The 19,573-nt window shown below is 71.5% G+C and carries 19 protein-coding genes and 1 riboswitch; all 19 genes read left to right on the top strand.

All coding sequences use genetic code 11. The annotated features are described in order from the left end of the window. Positions 1-36: 36 nt before the first annotated feature. A riboswitch (FMN riboswitch) is annotated at positions 37-160 on the top strand. Positions 161-269: 109 nt separating this feature from the next. Beyond that, a complete protein-coding gene (ribD, locus tag FJY74_01330; GenBank protein MBM3306954.1) occupies positions 270-1,379 on the top strand; it encodes a bifunctional diaminohydroxyphosphoribosylaminopyrimidine deaminase/5-amino-6-(5-phosphoribosylamino)uracil reductase RibD in 1,110 nt (369 codons plus the stop codon). Next, the gene (locus FJY74_01335; protein ID MBM3306955.1) at positions 1,361-2,023 is read left to right on the top strand and encodes a riboflavin synthase; all 663 of its coding nucleotides are present in this window, start codon (positions 1,361-1,363) and stop codon (positions 2,021-2,023) included. Before ribD ends, FJY74_01335 begins: the two co-directional genes overlap by 19 nt. Then, positions 2,020-3,309 carry a bifunctional 3,4-dihydroxy-2-butanone-4-phosphate synthase/GTP cyclohydrolase II gene (locus FJY74_01340; protein ID MBM3306956.1) on the top strand — a complete coding sequence of 430 codons (1,290 nt, stop codon included), beginning with the start codon at positions 2,020-2,022 and terminating at the stop codon, positions 3,307-3,309. Before FJY74_01335 ends, FJY74_01340 begins: the two co-directional genes overlap by 4 nt. After that, positions 3,293-3,760: a 6,7-dimethyl-8-ribityllumazine synthase gene (locus tag FJY74_01345; protein MBM3306957.1), complete on the top strand. Its 468-nt coding sequence runs from the start codon at positions 3,293-3,295 to the stop codon at positions 3,758-3,760. Before FJY74_01340 ends, FJY74_01345 begins: the two co-directional genes overlap by 17 nt. Positions 3,761-3,782: 22 nt before the next feature. Beyond that, positions 3,783-4,226 carry a transcription antitermination factor NusB gene (nusB, locus tag FJY74_01350; protein MBM3306958.1) on the top strand — a complete coding sequence of 148 codons (444 nt, stop codon included), beginning with the start codon at positions 3,783-3,785 and terminating at the stop codon, positions 4,224-4,226. After that, a complete protein-coding gene (locus FJY74_01355; protein ID MBM3306959.1) occupies positions 4,208-4,933 on the top strand; it encodes a metallophosphoesterase family protein in 726 nt (241 codons plus the stop codon). The genes nusB and FJY74_01355 overlap by 19 nt, the downstream gene beginning before the upstream one ends. Further along, a complete protein-coding gene (locus tag FJY74_01360; GenBank protein ID MBM3306960.1) occupies positions 4,930-5,856 on the top strand; it encodes a glycosyltransferase in 927 nt (308 codons plus the stop codon). The genes FJY74_01355 and FJY74_01360 overlap by 4 nt, the downstream gene beginning before the upstream one ends. Continuing rightward, positions 5,853-7,004 (top strand): radical SAM protein, encoded by a 1,152-nt coding sequence (locus tag FJY74_01365; protein ID MBM3306961.1) that lies wholly within the window; start codon positions 5,853-5,855, stop codon positions 7,002-7,004. Before FJY74_01360 ends, FJY74_01365 begins: the two co-directional genes overlap by 4 nt. Before the next feature lie 67 nt (positions 7,005-7,071). Next, positions 7,072-8,127: a DUF362 domain-containing protein gene (locus tag FJY74_01370; protein ID MBM3306962.1), complete on the top strand. Its 1,056-nt coding sequence runs from the start codon at positions 7,072-7,074 to the stop codon at positions 8,125-8,127. Positions 8,128-8,134: 7 nt separating this feature from the next. Then, positions 8,135-8,974, top strand: a complete 840-nt coding sequence (locus FJY74_01375) for a hypothetical protein (protein MBM3306963.1) — start codon at positions 8,135-8,137, stop codon at positions 8,972-8,974. Continuing rightward, the gene (locus FJY74_01380; protein MBM3306964.1) at positions 8,971-9,978 is read left to right on the top strand and encodes a flippase-like domain-containing protein; all 1,008 of its coding nucleotides are present in this window, start codon (positions 8,971-8,973) and stop codon (positions 9,976-9,978) included. The genes FJY74_01375 and FJY74_01380 overlap by 4 nt, the downstream gene beginning before the upstream one ends. Then, entirely contained in the window at positions 9,975-10,916 is a 942-nt protein-coding gene (locus FJY74_01385) for a GDP-mannose 4,6-dehydratase (GenBank protein MBM3306965.1), read from the top strand. The genes FJY74_01380 and FJY74_01385 overlap by 4 nt, the downstream gene beginning before the upstream one ends. Before the next feature lie 34 nt (positions 10,917-10,950). Beyond that, complete coding sequence (locus FJY74_01390) at positions 10,951-11,898, top strand: glycosyltransferase family 2 protein (protein ID MBM3306966.1); 948 nt, start codon at positions 10,951-10,953, stop codon at positions 11,896-11,898. Further along, positions 11,888-13,090: a glycosyltransferase gene (locus FJY74_01395; GenBank protein ID MBM3306967.1), complete on the top strand. Its 1,203-nt coding sequence runs from the start codon at positions 11,888-11,890 to the stop codon at positions 13,088-13,090. Before FJY74_01390 ends, FJY74_01395 begins: the two co-directional genes overlap by 11 nt. Position 13,091: 1 nt before the next feature. Next, complete coding sequence (locus FJY74_01400) at positions 13,092-13,997, top strand: glycosyltransferase family 2 protein (protein ID MBM3306968.1); 906 nt, start codon at positions 13,092-13,094, stop codon at positions 13,995-13,997. Next, on the top strand, positions 13,994-15,343 hold the full coding sequence (locus FJY74_01405; GenBank protein ID MBM3306969.1) for an alkaline phosphatase family protein: 1,350 nt from the start codon (positions 13,994-13,996) through the stop codon (positions 15,341-15,343). Before FJY74_01400 ends, FJY74_01405 begins: the two co-directional genes overlap by 4 nt. Positions 15,344-15,375: 32 nt before the next feature. After that, positions 15,376-16,503 (top strand): glycosyltransferase family 9 protein, encoded by a 1,128-nt coding sequence (locus tag FJY74_01410; GenBank protein MBM3306970.1) that lies wholly within the window; start codon positions 15,376-15,378, stop codon positions 16,501-16,503. Continuing rightward, entirely contained in the window at positions 16,500-18,260 is a 1,761-nt protein-coding gene (locus FJY74_01415) for an alkaline phosphatase family protein (GenBank protein ID MBM3306971.1), read from the top strand. Before FJY74_01410 ends, FJY74_01415 begins: the two co-directional genes overlap by 4 nt. A gap of 28 nt (positions 18,261-18,288) precedes the next feature. Next, positions 18,289-19,557 (top strand): oligosaccharide flippase family protein, encoded by a 1,269-nt coding sequence (locus FJY74_01420; GenBank protein MBM3306972.1) that lies wholly within the window; start codon positions 18,289-18,291, stop codon positions 19,555-19,557. The last annotated feature ends 16 nt before the right edge of the window (positions 19,558-19,573 follow it).

A 19,573-nucleotide genomic window follows, 5' to 3' on the forward strand; every position in this document is an offset into this window, starting at 1 on the left:
GCCGTGCGCCGTGCTAGTCTGAGTGCCAGAGAGACATGCCTCCTTCGGGGCGGGGTGGAAGTCCCCACCGGCGGTGACAGCCCGCGAGCGGTCCGGAAGGCCCGCAGAGCCTGTGCGATCCAGGCGCCGACAGTGAGAGTCTGGATGGAAGAAGGAGCATCATGCGCCCGCCGCAAGGCGGACGCGTGCCGCGCCCCGGAGACACCTCCGGGGCGCACGCGTTGATGGCCCGCGGGCGGAGCACGGACTCGGTGACCATGGACCGCGACATGATGCGAAGAGCGCTCGACCTCGCGGAGCGGGGGCGCGGGCGCACGAGCCCGAACCCGGTCGTGGGGGCCGTGATCGTCCGTGACGGGCGCGTCGTCGGTGAGGGGTTCCACCGACGCTACGGAGGCCCGCACGCCGAGGTCAACGCTCTCGCCGAGGCCGGCGAGGCCGCGCGGGGCGGCACGCTCTACGTGACCCTGGAGCCGTGCTGCGTGTGGGGCAACACGCCGCCCTGCACGGACGCGATCCGCTCCTCGGGCATCGCCAGGGTTGTCGTGCCCATGGAGGATCCGAACCCCCACGTGTCGGGCCGCGGGATCGCGGAGCTCAGACGATGCGGCGTGAGCGTCGAGGTCGGGCTCCTCGCCGGCGAGGCGGCCGCGGCGAACGCGCCGTATCTCAAGTTCCGGGCGACGGGCCTTCCGCTCATCACGCTCAAGATGGCGCTCTCGCTCGACGGGCGGACCGCGGCGCCCGAGGGCGCGCCGCGCTGGCTGTCGTGCGACGCCTCGCGCGAGCGCGTCCACGCCATGCGGGCGGCGTCCGACTGCGTGATGATCGGGGTGGGCACGGTGCTCGCCGACGACCCGCGCCTCACGGACCGAAGGCCCGCCGCGGGGGAACGGCAGCCGGCGCGTCTCGTGCTCGACTCGCATCTGCGAACGCCGCCGAACTGCGCGCTCGTCGCGGAGACCGGCGCGGCGCCGACGATCGTCGCGTGCGGCGAGGACGCGGCCGCGGAGCGGCGGCGCGAGCTCGAGGCCCGCGGCGCGGCGGTCTGGCCGTGCCGGTCCGAGACGGGCCGAGTCGATCTGCGCGATGTCCTGAGACGCGCGGCGGCGGCCGGCATGATCTCGGTGCTGTGCGAGGGAGGGCCCACGCTGGCGACGTCGCTCCTGTCCGACAACATCGCCGACCGCGTCGCCTTCTTCGTGGCGCCGATCGTCATCGGCGACGAGGGCGCCGCCGCGCTCGGCCGTCTGGGCAGGCCCTGGTGGACGGGCGAGCGGGCGCTGGTGGACGCCGCGTGGAGCGTCGTCGGCGACGACGTCCTGCTCGAGGCGAACGTCAGCTCGGCGTGGAGGCCGTCATGTTCACAGGGATCGTAGAGGCGGTGGGCCGCGTGTCGGCCGTCCGGCGGTCGCGGGCGGGCGCGACGCTGCGGGTCGCGGCGCCGTTCGATCCACCCCCGCCGCGCGGCGAAAGCGTGTCGGTGAGCGGCGTGTGCCTGACCGTGACGAGCTCCGACGCGCGCGGGTTCCACGCCGACGTCGTCGCGCGGACCCTCGGGAACACGACGCTCGGGCGTCTCTCGCGGGGAGCCCGCGTCAACCTGGAGCGCGCCGTCCGCGCCGGGGAACCGCTCGGCGGGCACATCGTGTCGGGACACGTGGACGGAACGGCGGTCGTCCGGAGCGTGCGGCCCGTCGGTCGGGGCAGAGACGTCCTCATCGAGCTTCCGCGCGCGCTCACGCCGCAGGTCGTGGAGCGGGGCTCGATCTCCGTCGACGGCGTGAGCCTGACGGTCGCCGCCGTCGCCGGGAACCTCGTCACCGTCTCGCTCATCCCGGAGACGCTGCGCGCCACCGTCGCCGGGGCTTACAGGCGCGGCACCGTGGTCAACGTGGAAACCGACATCCTCGCGAAGCACGCCGCGGCCCGGGCGACCGGCCCGGAAGGCCCGGACACCCCGCCGGGGGGCATCACGCTCGAGCGGCTTCGTGAGCTCGGATACGTCAAGGAGAGGAGATGAACCTCAGGCACGAGGACGTCGAAGGCGCTCTCGGCGACATCCGCGACGGGCGCATCGTGATCGTCGTGGACGACGAGTCGCGCGAGAACGAGGGCGACATGGTGATGGCCGCGGAGAAGGCGACGCCCGAGGCCGTGAATCTCATGGCGCGCGAGGCCCGGGGACTCATCTGCGTCGCCATGACGGGCGAGCGCCTCGACGCGCTCGACCTGCACCCCATGGTCCGACGCAACACCTCGGTCATGGGCACGGCGTTCGCCGTGTCCGTGGACGCCGTCGAGGGAACGACGACGGGGATCTCGGCGCACGACCGGTGGAGGACGATCCGCGCCCTCGTGGCCGACGGAACGCGGCCCGACGACCTCGCGCGGCCGGGGCACGTGTTCCCGCTCCGCGCCGCCGAGGGCGGCGTGCTCAGACGCGCCGGACACACCGAGGCCGCTGTGGACCTTGCGAGGCTCGCGGGACTCACGCCGGCCGGCGTCATCTGCGAGATCGTGGGCGACGACGGCCACATGGCGCGGCTTCCCGAGCTCACCGAGAAGGCCGCCCGGCTCGGCGCGAGGATCGTGAGCGTCCAGGCGCTCATCGCCTACCGGCGTCTCAACGAGAAGCTCGTCCGCAGAGCGGCCCACACGCGCCTGCCCACGAGGCACGGGGATTTCGAGCTCTTCCTGTACGAAAGTGAGCTCGACGACCTCCTCCACGTCGCGCTGGTCAAGGGCCGCCCTTCGCCCGAGCGCGACGTGCTCGTCCGCGTGCACTCCGAGTGTCTGACCGGCGACGTGTTCGGCTCCACGCGCTGCGACTGCGGAGACCAGGTCGGGAGGGCGCTTTGCCTCATCGAGGAGGCGGGCGAGGGCGTGTTCCTGTACATGCGCCAGGAGGGCCGCGGCATCGGCCTCAGAAACAAGCTGCGGGCCTACGAGCTCCAGGACCGGGGACGCGACACGGTGGAGGCGAACGAGGAGCTGGGGTTCCCGGCCGACCTCCGCGACTACGGCGTCGGAGCGCAGATCCTCGCCGACCTCGGCGTTGCGAGGATCCGTCTGCTCACGAACAACCCGAGGAAGATCGTCGGCCTCGAGGGCTACGGTCTCACGATCGTCGAGCGCGTTTCCATCGAGATCGCTCCGACCGAGCGGAGCCTCGGCTACCTCGTTACCAAGAAGCGCAAGCTGGGTCATCTGCTGAACGTCCAGGAGTGCGGCGTTCCGCGCGAGCAGGAAAGGAAGGCCGCGCCGCCGGACGCCGCGAAGGAGGAGACGGATGAGCAGGGTCTTTGAAGGGCAGCTCCGCGGTGAGGGCAGGCGTCTCGGGATCGTCGTGTCGCGCTTCAACGACTTCATCTCGCTCAGGCTTCTCGAGGGCGCGATGGACTGCCTTCGCAGACACGGGGTCAGCGACGACGACATCACGGTGGCGTGGGTCCCCGGCGCCTTCGACATCCCGGTGCTGGCCAAGAGAATGGGTGACTCCGGCGCGTACGATGCGATAGTATGCCTCGGAGCGGTCATCCGGGGTGAGACGCCGCACTTCGACTTCGTCGCCTCGGAGGCCGCCAAGGGCGTGGCGCACGCGGCGATGCAGACGGGCGTGCCCACCGTGTTCGGCGTCGTGACGTCTGAGACGCTCGAGCAGGCGATCGACCGCGCGGGCGCCAAGTCGGGCAACAGGGGGTGGGACGCGGCGCAGTCCGCCCTCGAGCTCGCCGATCTCTACGCGAAGATGTCGTAGGCGGCGGGGGAAAGCGGACGCGATGGGCATCCGCCGCGAGGGGCGGGAACTGGCGATGATGATCCTCTACCGGGAGGCCGTCACCGGCCTGACCGACGCCGTGATACCCGACCTCGACGAGGCGCCGCCTGAAGCGGTCGCGTTCGCCGAGAGCCTCGTCGCCGGCGTCCGGACGCACGTCTCGGTCATCGACGAGGCCATCTCGGGCGCGAGCGAGCACTGGGACATCGGTCGCATGGGCACCGTGGACCGCACGGTGCTCAGGATCGGGACGTACGAGATCATGTTCGCGCCTGACACGCCGGTCGGCGTGATCATCGACGAGGCGATCGAGGCCGCACGCAAGTACAGCTCGGACGAGTGCGGCCGATTCGTCAACGGCATCCTCGACCGCATCGCCAGGGACACGCGCGGGGCGAGGGACGGACAGACGGGCGCGGAGGATCATTGCGATACGCAGTCCTGAGCGACGTCCACGGCAACCTCGAGGCCCTCACGGCCGTGCTCGAGGCGGCCGACGAAAGCGGCGCCGACGCGCTCCTCTGCCTCGGCGACCTCGTGGGCTACGGTCCGGACCCGAACGAGGTGGTGGAGCTCGTGCGCGCCCGCGGCGCGACGGCGGTGAGGGGAAACCACGACGAGGCCGCCATCCAGCCGGGGCGCGAGACGCGGTTCAACGCGTGGGGGCAGGACGCCATCCGCTGGAGCCGGAGGCGCCTGACGGGCGAGAACCACGAGTACCTGGGCGCCCTGCCTCTCGCGGCCGTCGTGGACGGCGTGCTGCTCGTCCACGCCTGCGCGTCCGAGCCGGACACGTGGCGCTACATCCTCGACCTGGACGAAGCGGCGGTGGAGTTCACGGCGTTCAAGGAGCGCCTGTGCCTCTTCGGGCACTCGCACATCCCGCTGGCGGTCGAGAGCGCGGGAAGGAGAACCTCCGTCCTCGAGGGCGACCGTGTGATCTTCGAGGACGGCAAGCGCTACATGGTGAACGTCGGGAGCGTCGGGCAGCCGCGCGACGGCGACCCGCGCGCCGCGTTCGGGCTCCTCGACCTCGATTTGGGCACGCTCCTCATCCGCCGCGTGGAGTACGACGCAGCCGCGACGCGCGCGAAGATCATCGACGCCGGCCTGCCCGTCTTCCTCGGGGACCGGCTCCTCAAGGGACGATGAGAGACGCCGTGATCACCGTGTCCGTTGGCGTCATGGCCTACAACGAGGCCCGGAACATCGGAAGGCTGCTGGAGGCGCTCGCCGGCCAGCGGCTCTCGACCGCCCGCCTCGCCAGGGTCGTCGTCGTGTCGAGCGGCTCGACCGACGGCACGGACGAGATCGTGGAGGGGTGGGCGAGGCGCGACGGCAGGGTCCAGCTCGTGCGCCAGGCGACGCGCCAGGGGAAGTCGGCGGCGATCAACCTCTTCCTCGAGCGCGCGGAGGGCGACGTCTTCGTTCTCGAGAGCGGCGACACGGTGCCCGCGCCGGACTGCCTCGAGCGGCTCGTCGCGCCGTTCTCCGACCCGGAGGTGGGCATGACCGGTGCCCGCCCGGTGCCCGTGGACGACCCCGAGCGCTTCATGGGCTTCGTCGTGCACATGCTGTGGCGCCTGCACCATCGCCTCGCGCTCAGGTCGCCGAAGCTCGGGGAGATGGTCGCCTTCAGGTCGTTCGTGCGGTCCATCCCGCACGACAGCGCCGTGGACGAGGCGAGCATCGAGGCCATCGTCGCGGCGGCGGGCAAGCGCCTCGTCTACGTGCCCGAGGCCGTCGTCTGGAACAAGGGCGCGTCCACCATCCGCGACTTCCTGCGGCAGCGCCGCCGCATCTACGCCGGTCACCTCTGGCTGTCGCGGTTCCAGCACTACGAGGTGTCCACGCGGGGCGTCGGGGGCATTGTCGGCGTGCTGCGCGAGGACCTCGACCGCCGCCCGCGGGCGCTCCTGTGGACCGCGGCCGGCGTCCTGCTCGAGGCCGCCGGGCGGGCGCTGGGCGCGTTCGACTTCCACGTGCTCAGGAAGAACCCGCACACGTGGGCGGTGTCGGAGTCGACGAAGTCCCTCGAGGCCGCGGGCGCGCGCCCCGGCCGGGAGAACCGATGATGCTCGGGCTCCTCGCGCGGCTTCCGCTCTACCGCTCCATGCGCGCCTGGGGCCTGCCGCGGATGCTCCCGGCGAACCTCACCGTGAGCGTGACCTACCGCTGCAACTCGCGCTGCCTCACGTGCAGGGTGTACACGAAGCGCGCCGACGAGCTCTCGGCCGACGAGTTCGACCGCGTGTTCGCCTCGCTCGGGCGCGCGCCGTACTGGTACACCATGAGCGGAGGCGAGCCGTTCCTGCGGCCCGACCTGCCGGACATCTGCGAGAGCGCGTTCCGGAGGGGTCGCCCAGGCATCATCAACATCCCGACGAACGGGTTTCTGAGCTCGAGGATCCCCGAGATGGTCTCCGAGATCGCGCGGCGATGCGCGGGAGCGCAGGTCATCGTGAACCTCTCGCTCGACGAGATCGGAGAGGCTCACGACCGCATCCGCGGGCTTCCTGGGAGCTTCGAGAAGGCGGTCGAGACGTACCGCGGCCTTCGGAAGCTCGCCGCGCCCAACCTCACGGTCGGCGTGCACACCGTCGTCTCGGTGCACAACGCGCGCCGCGTGCCCGCGGTGTACGACTACGTGGCACGGGAGCTCAGGCCCGACTCGTACATCACGGAGATCGCCGAGGAGCGCGTCGAGCTTGAGACCGTGGGGAGCGCCGTCACGCCTCCGGCGGGCGATTACGCGGCGGCGGTGGACTTCCTCACGGCGCGCCTGAGGGAGCAGCGCGCCGCGGGGATCTCGCGCCTCACGCAGGCCTTCAGGACGCGCTACTACGAGATGGTCAAGCGGCATCTCGCAAGCCGCGGACAGGAGATTCCCTGCTACGCGGGCATCGCCTCGGCGCAGATCGCGCCGGACGGCGACGTGTGGTTCTGCTGCGTGCGCGCGGAATCCGTCGGCAACCTGCGCGAGGCGGGATACGACTTCCGGAGGATCTGGTTCGGAGAGCGCGCCAGGGCGCTGCGCGCCGCCGTGCGGCGCGGCGAGTGCGCCTGCCCTCTCGCGAACGCGAGCTACACGAACATGCTGATGCACGTCCCCACGCTCGCCGGCGTCGCTGGCGAGGTGGCGTTCGGGCCGCGCGGGTCGCGCCGCGCGCCCTCGGCCCGGGGCGCCCGCGAAGGAGGTTCCGGCTCTGGCGGTCTTTCTTGAGGCGGCGCGGCGGTACGACGCGCGCGCGCTCGAGCGGACGCTCGGGCGGGCCGTCGACGCGCTCGGTGTGTCGCTCGCGGGCCGGCGCACGGCGCTGCTCAAGCCCAACATCGTCGTCGGCGCCGCGCCGAGGACCGGCATCGTGACGCATCCCGCGGTCGTCGAGGCGGTGGTGCGCCTCCTGCGGGGAGCCGGCGTGTCCGACATCACGATCGCCGACGGCCCGGGCGTGGGACTGGACGCCGGGGCGGTCTTCGAGCGCAGCGGGTACCGCGCGCTGGCCGACCGGCTCGGCGTGCGCCTCGTCAGCTTCAACGCGGCGGAGCGGCGCGAGCGGCCGTGGAAGTACGGAACGCTCGGGGTGCCCGCGCTCGTCGAGGAAGCCGACCTCTACGTCAACATCCCCAAGCTCAAGACGCACGGGTACACGACGCTCACGCTCTCCATCAAGAACCACAAGGGGCTTCTGAGCGAGGCCGACAAGAAGCGGGACCACCATCTGGGCCTCCACGATCCACTCGCCCAGCACGCGAAGCTCGCGCCCCCGCATCTTGTCGTCCTCGACGCCGTCGTCGGGGTCGAGGGGGACGGCCCGCTCAACGGCCGTCCGGTGAGAGCAGGCTACGTGGCCGTCGGCACGAACATGCTCGAGGTGGACGCGGCGGCCGCGCGACTCGCGGGCTTCGACCCTGCGGCCATCGCGCACCTGCGCATCGCCGCCGCGGAGGGCGTGGGGACGCTCGATCCGCGCGTCATCGGCGCGGCGCCGGCGCGTCGACTCAGGCCGGCGAACGAGCGCTACGGCAGGAAGCTCAACATCTACTCCTGGCGCGACTGCACGGCGTGCTCGATGTGCATCGACTCGTTCGCCGCGGGGGTCAAGCTCGCGGCGCGCGAGCCCCGCTACTGGCTGACGCTGGTGCCGAAGCTCGCGTACTGGGGCGCGCTCGGCAGGCTTCACATCGTGCAGGGCCGCGAGGCCGCGCTTCCGCCGGTGGGCGGACGCGTCGTGTGCCTGGGGCAGTGCACGCGCCCGCTGTCCGAGCGCGAGGGTCTCGTGCACGTTCCGGGCTGTCCGCCGACGGCCAGGCAGGTCGCCGAGGCGCTGAGAGAGGGGCTCTAGAGCGCGCATGCCGCCCATCGAGAAGGACACGGGCCTCGGGACGACCTACGAGCGCATCGCGCTCGCGCGGCTCGTCGAGGAGCTCGCCGACCGCTACGGGATCGCGAGCGTGCTCGAAGGTCCCGCCGACGGGATCACGGGCATCCGCGGACTCAACAGCGTGCCCTTCGCGCAGCGCGGGGCCCGCGTGGAGGTCGCGCTCGCCGACGCGGAGGAGGCCGAACTCGCGCGTCGCGTCTGGGACGGCCTCGGGCTCGGGGCGGCGGTGACGGTCCGCCTGGCGGACGGCTGGAACCTCGGCGGGGGAGACGCGGCGTTCGACCTCGTGTGGAACTTCAACGCGCTCCCGCTCGCGCCCGACCCGGAGTCGCTGCTGGACGGGATGTGCCGCGCCAGTCGTCGCCTCGTGCTCGTGTTCGTGTCGAACACCGCGAACTACGGCTTCCCCGTCCACAGGCTCCACCACCGCGCGGCCCGACTCCCGTGGACCCACGGCAGCGCCGCGCTCATGAACACGCGCCTCATCGAGCGCTCGCTTCGGCGACGCGGCTTCGCGACGCGGGAGCGACTGCTCGTGGACGTCCCGTGGTGGCCGGACATCGACTCGCCGATCGAGGAGGTCGCCGCGACGTTCCTGCCGTTCCTCCGCGGGCGGGCCCGAGCCTCGGCCCGCCTCGAGCGGTACACGTGGAGCGCCGCGGAGTTGCCTTACTTCGACCCGGCCCGCCGCGCACGACTCGAGGCGGGCCTCGCGCGGCACGCGCTCATTGAGCGGGCGCGCTGGTGCCCCCTGCGACCGCTCTTCGCGCACCACCGCGGCGTCCTCGCGGAGAGGAGGGACGCGTGAGCCGCCAGGCGAGGATCGCGATCGTCTGCGCGGCGGGCGGGCTCCTGCTCTTCCTCGCGCTCAGGGGCGTGAGCCTCACGGCGGTGCGCGACCTGGTCGCCGGGGCCGACGCGCGCTGGGTGGGGGCCGCGCTGGCCGTGTACCTCTCCGCGTACGTGCTCAGGAGCCTGCGCTGGCGGCTCATCCTCAGGCCCGTGCAGAGCGTGCGGTTCTCGGAGAGCTTCTTCATGCTCATGGCCGGGTACTTCGTGAACTACGTCATCCCCGTCAGGGCGGGAGAGGTCGCGAAGGCGTTCTTCCTCAAGCGTCTGCGCGGCGTTCCCGTCGCGACGAGCCTCCCGACCATCTACGTGGACAAGCTCTTCGAGCTTCTGTCCATCGCGCTCGTGCTCGCGCTCCTGCCCGCGCTCTCGCTCCGGCTGCAGGGGTACGTCGCCACGCTCGTGGTCTCGGTGCTGGTCGTGTTCCTGCTCGCCGTCGCGCTCCTCCTGTTCGCCCTGGTGAACGGACGCGGCACGGTGAGGGCGCTCTCGTCGGCGACGGCGTGGCTCGCGCCGGCGGCGCGCGACCGGCTGGCCAGGTGGTTCACGCTCCTCGTCGAGGGCATGGGGGTCGCGCGGGCGAGCGCGCGGTCGCTTTGGGCCCTCGTGGCCCTCACGGCGGCCGCCGTGCTCCTCGACGCCGTGTACTTCTGGCTCATGTTCAGGGCCTTCTCCATCGAGATCGCCTTCCCGCAAGTCCTTTTCGGGTACACTCTCCTGTCGGTCTCGTACATCCTCCCGACGCCCCCGGCCCAGATCGGGCACAACGAGTTCCTCATGGGCGTCATCTTCGCCGACGGGCTCGGCGTGGACAGGACGAGCGCGGCCGCCCTCATGCTCCTCGCGCACGCGCTCACAGGAGCGCTCATCACGGGCGTCGGGCTGTGGTCGTTCGGGGCCATGAGCATCCGCGTCACCGACAGCTTCAGGGGGCGCGGGAGAAGGGAGGCGGGGGCGGCGTGAGGAGGGTCCTCGTCACGGGCGCGGCGGGCTTCATCGGCTCGCACGTCGCCGAGCGGCTCGTCGCGCGCGGCATCGAGGTCGCGGGAGTCGACTGCTTCACCGACTACTACCCGCGCGCGGCGAAAGAGGCGAACCTCGCCGGCCTTCGCGCGTCGCGTCGCTTCACGCTGCTCGAGGTGGACCTCGCGAGGGACGACGTCGGCCGGCTGCTCGCCGGCGCCGACGCCGTCGTCCACCTCGCGGCGCAGGCCGGGGTGAGGGCGAGCTGGGGCGCGACGTTCTCGACCTACGCGGACTGCAACGTCCTCGCGACCCAGCGGCTTCTCGAGGCGGCCCGCGCCACCGGCATCTCGAAGTTCGTCGCGGCGTCCTCCTCGTCGGTCTACGGGCAGACGACGGACCTCCCGATGCGCGAGGACGGCCGCACGCTGCCCGTGTCGCCGTACGGCGTCACGAAGCTCGCCGCGGAGCAGCTCGCGACGTTGTACCACCGGAGCTACGGCGTTCCGACGGTGTCGCTTCGCTACTTCACGGTGTACGGGCCACGGCAGCGGCCCGACATGGCGTTCCACAGGTTCATCCGGGCGGCGCTCAGGGGCGAGACCGTCGAGGTGTACGGGGACGGGGAACAGACGCGCGACTTCACGTTCGTGTCCGACGTGGTGGACGCGACGGAGGCCGCGCTCCATGCGGGCCCGCCGGGCGAGGTGATCAACGTGGCCGGGGGGAGCAGGGTCACGCTCAACCACGCGATCGGCGTGATCGAGTCGGCGGTCGGCAGGCCGCTCATGCGCAGGAGCCTCCCGCCGGCGAGCGGCGACGTGACCGACACGGGCGCCGACGTCAGGAAAGCGGCCGAGCTCCTCGGCTTCAGGCCGCGGGTGACCCTCGAAGAAGGCGTCGCGCTCGAGTGCGAGTGGCTCAAGAGCGCCGCGTGACGGGCCGCCCGACGGCGGCCCCGGAGGTCCAGCGATGCACGTGTCCATCGTGATTCCGCTCCTCAACGAGGAGGCGAGCCTCGGCCCGCTCCACGAGGCGATCACCGGCGCCATGGCCGGCGTCGAGGGCGGCTGGGAGGTCCTGTACGTCGACGACGGCAGCACGGACGGTTCGCTCGGCGTGCTGCGCTCGCTCCACGAAGCGGACCCGCGCGCCAAGGTGCTGTCCTTCGGCAGGAACCTCGGAAAGTCCGCCGCGCTGGCCACGGGCTTCGCGGAGGCCGCGGGAGAGATCGTCGTCACGATGGACGCCGACCTCCAGGACGATCCCCGCGAGATCCCGCGGCTCATCGCCACGCTCGACGGCGGCTACGACCTCGTGAGCGGCTGGAAGCGCCGCCGCATGGACCCGCTGTCGAAGCGGCTTCCCTCGAAGGTGTTCAACGCGGTCGTGGCGCGGCTGTCGGGGGTGCGCCTGCACGACATGAACTGCGGGCTCAAGGCCTACCGGAGAAGCGTGGTGGAGACCATCCGCGTCTACGGAGAGCTCCACCGGTTCACGCCGGTGCTCGCGCACTGGGCGGGGTTCCGCGTGACCGAGATCGAGGTCACGCACCACGCGCGGGCGCACGGCTCGTCGAAGTTCGGGGCCGAGCGGTTCGTGCGCGGGTTCTTCGACCTGCTCACCGTGCTCTTCCTCCGGCGCTACGTCGCGCGGCCGCTGCATCTCTTCGGGATGATGGGCGGGATCCTCTTCCTGGGCGGCTTCGGGATCGGCGTGTACCTCACGGTGATCAAGATCATGGGGGAGGCCATCGGGAGAAGGCCTCTCCTCACGCTGGGCATTCTCCTCATGGTCGTCGGCGTGCAGTTCGTGTCGTTCGGCCTCCTCGGGGAGATGATCGCGAACCTGAGGAGCGAGGGGGTCTCGCATCCCGTGAGGGTCCGCCTGGCTCGGGAGGACGCGAAGCGTGACCGCTGAGAGGCCGGCGGGGACCAACGGAACGAGATCGTTCGACGCGGGCACGGGCGCGCGCATCGCCATCGTCGGGCCCGCCTATCCGTTCCGCGGTGGAAACGCCCTCTTCGTCGCGCACCTCTACGAGAGCCTGCGCGTGGACCACGACGTCACCGTCGTCTCCTACACGCGCCTCTACCCGTCGCTCCTCTTCCCGGGCACGACGCAGATGAACCTCAGCCGCGACCCGGTGAAGGCGACGCCGTCCCGGCAGCTCATCGACTCCGTCAACCCGCTCTCGTGGCTCCGGGCGGCGCGCTGGCTGTCGCACCCCTCGCGGCGCCCCGACCTCCTCATCTTCACGTGGTGGAACCCGTTCTTCGCACCGTGCCACGGCGTCATCGCGCGCCTCGTGAGGCGGATGGCCGGATCGGGCATCGTCTTCGTCTGCGAGAACGTGGTCTCGCACGAGAACCGGCGGGCCGACAGGTTCCTGACGCGGTACGCGCTCTCGGCCGCCGACTACTTCATGGTGCTCTCCGAGGTCGTCGCCCAGCGCATCCAGTCGCTCTTCCCCGACGTGCCGCTGCGCCAGGCGGCGCTGCCGATCTACGGGTGCTACGGCGCCTCCTCGACCGACCGCGACGCGACGCGCGCGCGCCTCGGGCTTCGCCGACCGACGGTCCTCTTCTTCGGGTACGTCCGGCCGTACAAGGGGCTCGAGCATCTCCTCCGCGCGATGCCGACGATCGCGCGCGACGCGGACGCCCAGCTTCTCGTGGTCGGCGAGTTCTACGAGGACCGGCGCCGGTACGACGAGCTCATCTCCGAGCTGGGCATCGGCGACCGCGTCACGGTCGTCGCGGAGCACGTGCCCGACGAGGCGGTCGGGGAGTACTTCGCGGCCTCGGACCTCGTCGTCCTTCCGTACGTGTCCGCGACGCAGAGCGGCATCACGCAGATCGCCTACGCGTTCGGGCTTCCCGTCGTGAGCACCGACGTCGGCGGGCTGCCCGAGGTGGTGCGCGACGGGGTGACCGGCTACATCGTGCCCCCGAGAGACCCGGAGGCGCTCGCGGCGGCGGTCGCGCGCTACTTCAGGGGAGGGGAGGCGCAGACGCTGCGGGAGAACGTCGCGCGTGAGGCGAGGCGCGACCGCGCCGGCGACCTCATGCGGAGAGCCGTGCGGGACTTCCTCGAGATGGAGGGCGCATAGCATGGCGGCGCCGCGCGTCACGGCCATCGTGATCAACTGGAACGGACGCGAGGTCCTGGGGCGGTGCCTCACGACGCTCTTCGCCTCGCACGCCGAGAACCTCGACGTGGTCGTGGTCGACAACGCGTCGACCGACGGGTCGCAGGGGATGGTCGGCCAGTCGTTCCCGGCGGCCGTCCTCATCGAGAGCCCCAAGAACCTCGGATACGCCGGCGGCGTCAACGCGGGCCTCCGGCACGCGCTCGCCCACGGGGCGGACTACGCCTTCATCCTCAACAACGACACCGAGATCGGCCCCGAGGCGGTGGCGCTCCTCGTCGAGGCCATGGAGAAGCGGCCGCATGCCGCGTTCGCGGGACCGATGATCTACTACTACGACCCGCCCGACGTCATCTGGTCGCTCGGCGGCCTCATCTCGTACTGGTCGGGCGACATCAGCCACGTGGCCATCCGCGAGCGCGACACCGGGAGATACCGGACCGTCCGCGAGGCGGACTACGTGACGGGATGCGCCATGCTCGCGCGCCTGTCGGTGGTCCGCGAGATCGGGCTCATGGACGAGACGTACTGGATGTACAATGAGGACACCGACTGGTGCGTGAGGGCCGTCGAGCGCGGCCATGCGGTGCTCGTGGTCCCGGAGGCCAGGGTCTGGCACCGCGTGTCCATGAGCTCCGGCGGGGGGCTCACGCCCTACAAGGTCTACAACCGCCTGCGGAGCACGCTGCTCTTCTTCGGACTGCACGCGAGGTGGTACCACTGGCTGGGCATCGTCCCGGCGACGCTCGGCAGGGCGGTCGGGTTCGCGTTCGCCCAGGTCCGCGCCGGGCACCGCGACGTCGCCATGGCGGTCGTCAGGGGAGCGCGTGACGCCGTGCTAAGGAGGGAAAGGAGACCGGGGGCATGAGGCGCGCCGCGGGAGCGTTCGTCTGCGCGGCCCTCCTCCTCGCCGCGGGATGCGCGAGGAAGGCGGAGCCGCGGCCGCAGCTTCTCATCTTCGGGCTGGACGCCGCGACGTGGACCATCATGGCGCCGATGATCCAGGCCGGGGAGCTCCCGACCATCGCACGGCTTGCGAAGGAGGGCTCGTACGGCGTGCTCGAGAGCTTCGAGCCCATGCAGTCGCCGCCCGTCTGGACGACCATCGCGACCGGCGTGCTCCCCGGACGGCACGGGATCACCGACTTCGTCGCGAAGATCCCGGGCACGGACCGCTCCGTCCCGGTGACGTCGAACCTGCGCCGGGTCAAGGCGTTCTGGAACATCCTCTCGGACGAGGGCGTGTCCGTCGGCATCGTCGGCTGGTGGCCGAGCTGGCCGGCCGAGGAGGTCAACGGCTTCATGATCACCGACCGCGCGTGGCCGGTGGCCATGAGCGATGGAGGCGTGCCGCTCGGCACGGGCAGGGGCGTCATCGCGAACTTCGAGATCCCGGAGTTCCCGGGAAGAACCTACCCGGACTCGCTGTTCGAGGCGTTCCGCCCGTTCATCATCCTCGAGAAGGACGTCACGCCCGTGGACCTCGACCGGTTCTTCTCCGACTCACAGCGCGTGGGGCCGATCTCGGACTTCTACGTCAGATGGGTCTACGCCCGGGACAGGTCGTTCGCCGACGCGGGCCTCGCGTTCTGGGAGCGGGAGTCACCGGACGTGTTCGCGCTGTACCTGAACGGCATCGACGTCGCGCAGCACTACTTCTGGGGATTCCAGCGCGACAGGGGGTTTGCCGTCAACGACAAGAACCACCGCCTCTACGGCGAGGTGATCCGCAACTTCTACCGTTACGCCGACCGCGTCATCGCCGCGTATCTCGCGAAGACGTCGAAGGACGTCACCGTGCTCATCGTCTCGGACCACGGCTTCGAGACCAAGGGCGATCTCAAGCAGGTCTGGGAGCGGGGGGACGACGTGAGGACCCTCGAGGGCGCCAAGGACGTGCCGTGGGACCATGCCCTCGACGGCGTCATCATCGCAAGCGGCCCGGGCATCAGGAGGGACTTCCGCATCCCGCGGGCCTCGGTGACCGACGTGACGCCGACCGTCCTCGCGTACTACGGGCTTCCGGCGGCGCGGGACATGGACGGGCGGCCGCTCGAGGCGATCTTCGAGCCGGACTTCCTCGAGAGACACCCCATCACCTTCGTCGAGACATACGAGACGCCGGGCGCGGCGGCGGACACGACGCCGCTCGAGACACCCCTCGACGACGCGGCGAAGGAGAGACTGCGGGCGCTCGGGTACATCGGCAAGTGAACCGGCGGCGGCCGCGCGGCGGCGGGGAACGCATGGCGGGAGACGTGAAGCTCGACTGCAGAAGGTATCGTGGGGACCGTCCCTGCGCGCCGCGCAGGGACTGCGCGGGCTGCGACGCGTACGCGCCGATGGGCACGCGCGCGCTCGTGATCAAGCTCGCCGCGCCCGGGGACGTCCTGCGCTCGACCGCGATCCTCCCGCCGCTTCGAAGGGAGCACGACCCCGCGCACGTCACCTGGGTCACCGACGAGGCGGCGCTGCCGCTCGTCGCTCTGAACCCGCACATCGACAGGACCATGCCCTTCGGCTTCGAGACGGCGCTCGTCCTCGGGGCGCAGTCGTTCGACCTGGCCGTCTGCCTGGACAAGGAGCCGCGCGCCGCGGCGCTCATGCGGACCGTGCGCGCCGGGCGCAGACTCGGCTTCGAGCTGTCGGACTTCGGGACCGTGCGCGCGCTCAACGAGGGCGCGGCCTACGACCTCGCGCTGGGGCTGTCCGACGAGCTCAAGTTCCGCGTCAACACGAAGACCTATCCCGAGGTCGCGTGCGGCGTCGCGGAACTCGCGTACGAGGGCGACCCGTGCACGCTGACGCTGCCGGAGGCGTCCGTCGAGCGGGCGCGGTCCTTCCTCGCCGCGCTCTCGCCGCGCGAGCCGCTCGTCGGCATCGTCGTCGGCGCGGGCGCGGTGTTCGCCAACAAGGCCCTGCCGCCGCAGTCCTGCGCCGAGCTCGCCAAGGCGGTCCGCGCGAGGCTCGACGGCTCCGTGCTCGTCCTGGGCGGCCCGGCGGACAGGGAGCGCGCCGAGGAGACGCTCAGGCTCGCCGACGGCGCGGCGGTGGACGGAGACACCCACGGGCTCCTCGACTACGCGGCGCTCGTCGGCCTGTGCGACGCGGTCGTCACGGGCGACACGATGGCGCTCCACATCGCCGTCGCGCTCGGCGTCCCGGTCGTCGCGGTCTTCGGTCCGACCGCCCCGCAGGAGATCGACCTCTACGGGCGCGGCCGGAAGGTCATCGCGCGCGTGGACTGCGCGCCGTGCTACAGGCGGACCTGCGACGTGAGCCCGTCCTGCATGGACTCCGTCCCGGTCGGTGACGTGCTCGATGCGCTCACCGCGGTGCTCGGGGCCGCGGGCGAGCCGAAGGGCGGGGGATGAGGCAGGAGGGGGTCTTCCTCACGCTGCTCGCGACCTCCGCGGGCCTCGCGCTCGCGGTCGGCGTCTGGATGGGGCTTCGGGGCCTCGCGACCAGCGGCTTCTCGTTCGCGCTCGGCGCTGGCCAGACGGTCGCGCTCGTCGGCCTCGTCTTCGTCGCCTATCTCCTGATCGGCGCGATCGCCGTCCTTCCGGCGACCGGCGGCGCGGGACCGGGTGGTTCGGCCGCCGCGATGTCCTGGATCCTCCGCGCGTGCGGCAGCCTCACGCTGTGGTTCCTCCTCGGCATCACCTTCCTCCCCCTCAAGGGCTCCGAGCTGAACATCAGGGCCGGCAGGCTGACCACGCTTGAGCTCAACGTCATCGGGCTTGGGCTCGTGCTCGTCGCGGGGGCGCTCGCGGCGTGGGCCGCAGGCGCGCTCGTCCCGCGGGCGGTGGCGCTTCTCGTGTCGCGCCTCGGGCCGAGGGGCGCGGGCGTCCTCGGGGCGGCGCTCGCCGCCTGCGCGCTGGCGCTCATCGTGGTCGGCTCGGCGTCGCGCGCCGGCAGGCTCGCCAGGCTCGAGCTGCCGGCCGGCCTTAAGCCCGGTTCGGTCCCCCGCGTCGTTGTCGTCGGCGTGGACGGCTGCGAGTGGAAGATGCTCGGCCCGCTCGTTGAGGCCGGGAAGCTCCCCACGTTCGCCCGCCTCATGGAAGCGGGCTGCCACGGGCCGCTGCGATCGGTCGAGCCGCTGATCTCGCCGTCCATCTGGACGACCATCGCCACCGGGAAGACCTCGGAAAAGCACGGCATCGCCGACTTCGTCAACGAGCATGGCGTCCCGGTCAACGCGACGATGGTCGGGGCCGCGCCGATGTGGGAGATCGCGTCGGCCCACGGGGTCCCGGTGGGGGTCGTCGGCTGGTACGTGACCTGGCCGGCGAGCCGCGTGAACGGCTTCGTGGTCTCGGACCGGATGCACTCGCTCTTGCGTGGCCCGACGCAGGTCCTGCACGCTCTGAGCGGACGGGGCACCAACAGGCGACTGGCCCAGTTCGGGCGGTTCACGCTCGATCCGGGGTACAAGCGACTCCCCAGGACGGACCCGCGCTTCCGTGAGAACCGCATCGTCGACGAGCCGCTCAGGTGGGGGTTCCTGCGCGACGGCATCTACGGCGGCTCGATGGCGGCGCTGGCGAGGCTCTCGCGGCCGCGCTTCGCCGCCGTCTACTACCGGGGCGTGGACTTCGTGCAGCACTTCTTCTGGCGGTACGCGGACCCGGCGCCGTTCGGGGAGGTCCCGGCCGACGAGCGCGAGCGCTTCGGGAGCGTCATCGCGAACTACTACGCGTACCAGGACCGTCTGCTTGCGCGGCTTCTCGAAGCGCTCGGCGACGACGTCAACGTGCTCCTCGTCTCCGATCACGGGTTCCGCGCGAGGCTGGACCCGAAGCCCGGGATGCCGGAGCTCACGGGCCGCCACGACATGACCGGCGTGTTCATCGCGGCCGGGCCGGCGTTCCGCGCCGGTGGACGGGTCGAGGGCATGTCGGTGCTCGACGTCGCGCCGACCGCGCTCGCCGTCATGGGTCTTCCCGTCCCCGAGGACATGGACGGCCGGCCCTTCACGAGCATCCTCCGCGATGAGCACCTGCGCCGCCTCCCGGTGCGGTCCGTGCCGTCGTACGACGGGCTCGTGCCGCGGCGCGCCGCGGAGGACGGTCCGGCGGACGAGAACGAGTCGATCCGCGAGCAGCTGAGGTCGCTGGGGTACATCGACTGAGCGACCGGCCGGCCTCGACGGAGGCGCCGTGAGAGACGCAAGGACGATCACGAGGGACCTCATGCCGCGGCTCGACGGCACGCACGTGCGCGTCGGCCGCGTGTTCGCGATCGTCGTCGTCGGGGCCGCGCTCCAGATCGTCACGCAGACCATCCTCGCGAGGTCGCTCTCGAAGCACGACGTCGGCCTCATCTCGCTCATCCTCGGCGCCGTGCCGCTGCTCTCCACGCTCGCCATCCTGGGACAGGACTCGGCGATCGTCCGCTTCGCGGCCTCGGCGGACTCCTCGTACGACATCCGCTCGTACACCCGGCGCATCCTGCTCACGGCGACGCCGCTCGGTGTCCTCGCAGGGTTCGTCGGTGGCCGGGTCTACGGGCTCGGCGGGCTCGCGGCCGCCACGCTGATCGTGCTCGTCGCCGCGCAGAGCGCGGTCACGATCGGAAGCTCGGCGCTTCGGGGCGGGCACCGTTACGAGCCGGCCATGGGGGCGGCATGGGCGCCCGCCATCGTGGCGGCGGTGATCCTCGCGGGGCTTCTCGGCCTCGGAACGATGTCCACGACCGGCGCGCTCGTCGCGTTCCTCGCGGCCTACGGCGTGAGCGCGCTCGCGCTGTCCAGCGTGGCGACGGCGCGGACGCCCGGGGCCACCGTGAAGGTCCCCGAGTCGGTCTTCCGCGAAGGCTTCCTCTTCTTCGGTCTGAGCCTGTCCTTCACGGTCATGGTGGGGATGGACAAGCTCATCATCGGGAAGCTCATGCCGTACCGGGACCTCGCCGTGTACGCGACGGTGTTCGCCGTCATGAAGGGCTTCGACTTCCTCTTCCAGGCCGTGAACTTCGTGATGATGCCGTGGGTGTCGCGCGTCGGCACGGTTCGCATGGCGCGGTACAACGCGGCGGTGGCCGTCGTGGCGCTCGCCGCCGCCGTCCCGTACTGGCTCTTCGGCGACGACGCGGTCCGCGTGCTGTACGGCGGGCGGTACGACGAGGGCGCGTACCTCATCGCGCCTTTCATGTTGTCGGGCGTCATCAAGCTGTTCTACGCTGTGCCCTCGAGCATCATCGGCGGCCGCATGCCCAGAGAGGCGCTCCGGAGCTTCCTCTGGTTCAGCATCGGCGCCTCGGCGTTCAACGTGGCGCTCGACGTCCTCCTCATCCTCAGGATGGGTCTCCTGGGCGCCGCGCTCGCCACCGCGGCGGCGTGGGCCACGCGGTACGCGGGGGCGTCGATCATCGTGTGGCGCTACAGGGCGTGCCTCGGAGCGCCGCGGCGCGGCGCGACCGTGGACGTGTGACGCCAGGCCCGGGGAC

This window comes from Candidatus Effluviviaceae Genus I sp. (assembly GCA_016867725.1).
In the GTDB taxonomy this organism is placed as follows: domain Bacteria; phylum Joyebacterota; class Joyebacteria; order Joyebacterales; family Joyebacteraceae; genus VGIX01.

Excerpts from the sequence above, each read along its gene's own strand:
- ribD (MBM3306954.1), top strand. The coding sequence starts at position 270 with ATGATGCGAAGAGCGCTCGACCTCGCGGAGCGGGGGCGCGGGCGCACG.
- FJY74_01335 (MBM3306955.1), top strand. The coding sequence starts at position 1,361 with ATGTTCACAGGGATCGTAGAGGCGGTGGGCCGCGTGTCGGCCGTCCGG.
- FJY74_01340 (MBM3306956.1), top strand. The coding sequence starts at position 2,020 with ATGAACCTCAGGCACGAGGACGTCGAAGGCGCTCTCGGCGACATCCGC.
- FJY74_01345 (MBM3306957.1), top strand. The coding sequence starts at position 3,293 with ATGAGCAGGGTCTTTGAAGGGCAGCTCCGCGGTGAGGGCAGGCGTCTC.
- nusB (MBM3306958.1), top strand. The coding sequence starts at position 3,783 with ATGGGCATCCGCCGCGAGGGGCGGGAACTGGCGATGATGATCCTCTAC.
- FJY74_01360 (MBM3306960.1), top strand. The coding sequence starts at position 4,930 with ATGAGAGACGCCGTGATCACCGTGTCCGTTGGCGTCATGGCCTACAAC.
- FJY74_01365 (MBM3306961.1), top strand. The coding sequence starts at position 5,853 with ATGATGCTCGGGCTCCTCGCGCGGCTTCCGCTCTACCGCTCCATGCGC.
- FJY74_01375 (MBM3306963.1), top strand. The coding sequence starts at position 8,135 with ATGCCGCCCATCGAGAAGGACACGGGCCTCGGGACGACCTACGAGCGC.
- FJY74_01390 (MBM3306966.1), top strand. The coding sequence starts at position 10,951 with ATGCACGTGTCCATCGTGATTCCGCTCCTCAACGAGGAGGCGAGCCTC.
- FJY74_01400 (MBM3306968.1), top strand. The coding sequence starts at position 13,092 with ATGGCGGCGCCGCGCGTCACGGCCATCGTGATCAACTGGAACGGACGC.
- FJY74_01405 (MBM3306969.1), top strand. The coding sequence starts at position 13,994 with ATGAGGCGCGCCGCGGGAGCGTTCGTCTGCGCGGCCCTCCTCCTCGCC.
- FJY74_01410 (MBM3306970.1), top strand. The coding sequence starts at position 15,376 with ATGGCGGGAGACGTGAAGCTCGACTGCAGAAGGTATCGTGGGGACCGT.
- FJY74_01415 (MBM3306971.1), top strand. The coding sequence starts at position 16,500 with ATGAGGCAGGAGGGGGTCTTCCTCACGCTGCTCGCGACCTCCGCGGGC.